General features: G+C 45.8%; 2 protein-coding genes. Both read right to left on the bottom strand.

Annotated features, from left to right (window positions below; translation table 11 throughout):
• Positions 1-619: carbonic anhydrase (locus R8O11_RS25110; RefSeq protein WP_318194596.1), on the bottom strand; the 619-nt coding region annotated here is incomplete at its 3' end.
• 141 nt (positions 620-760) lie between these two features.
• The coding region (locus R8O11_RS25105) for a spore coat U domain-containing protein (protein WP_318194595.1) at positions 761-1,102 on the bottom strand (342 nt) is incomplete at its 5' end.

Raw genomic sequence — 1,102 nt, 5'->3', positions numbered from 1 at the left:
TTTGTGGATCTTTGATCACAAGCCAACGCACGCCTTCTGAACATGGTGGCGTGGTCAACGAGCCGTTAAATCGGTAGTAATCTTTGTCTCTAGGAATCAACGCGTTTGCATCGAAAGGAGCGCGAATCGCTACGTTTTGATCTCTTTCCGGCACATTTTCTAGCAGATTAGCCAACGCCGGATTGGCTTTGCCTTGTTCAAAAAATACCGCCACTACTGCTAAATTGCCTTGCTCATCGGCATGGACGTAATGCGCTTCCAATGGGTAAGATTTGCCGTCGACATGGTTTTCAGATGGTGTATGGAAATGAAACTGCTTTAAAGCAAACGCTTTGCCATCAATGGTCAGAACATTCTCTCCCTCAATGCTGGTTTGCAATGTGTGACCATTGTTTGTTAGCGCAACCACTTTGCCTTGGTAATCCAATTGCAGTTTTGCTAATTCAGCTTGCGTCGCCGCATGAATATCAATCGGGCTTTGGTTTTTACCTTGCGCACATTCAGAAGCAAACTCGCCCCAATGCTCTGGTCCGTGACTTCCTTCGTAACCCCAGTTTGCTGCGTTGGCCGAACCAACGAATACCAAAGACAATCCAATCGCTGTAAGTGACTTTTTCATGATTTTCCTTATCCCTTCAAGTGAAGTGTTGTAAAAGCAAAGCCATACTAATCTCACAGGATTCGGTCGTTACAGAGTGGAAACTATGATTGCAAACAAACTTTGGAATCAACTCCTCTAGTCATGCAATTGATATGATGCTCAAAATTGAACATCAACGATTATTGAGTCGGTATAAGTGCCCGCTGGAGGGGTAGTTTGGCTTGTCATTATCTGTGCGCGATAATTGTAGTTCTGTGGAGTGATACCATCTGGAATGGCGTCGCCAGTATCGACATCGCTCTGTTCGCGGCGCTCAGCACCAGCCGAGCCCCAGCGCTCCGTCGATGAAGACTTATAGATTTCATAATCCAAATAGTTACCATCAGATGCCATCCTTCGTTGGCCTCCTGAAGCATTTACGCCATCGTTTAAACCAATGGTGAAGGAACTGTTCTTGGTACAAGTTAACGATATAACCTGACTAACGGGATCGAAGCCCGC

Source organism: Vibrio sp. 1288 (assembly GCF_033344475.1).
This window is presented reverse-complemented; position numbering and strand designations above follow the sequence as displayed.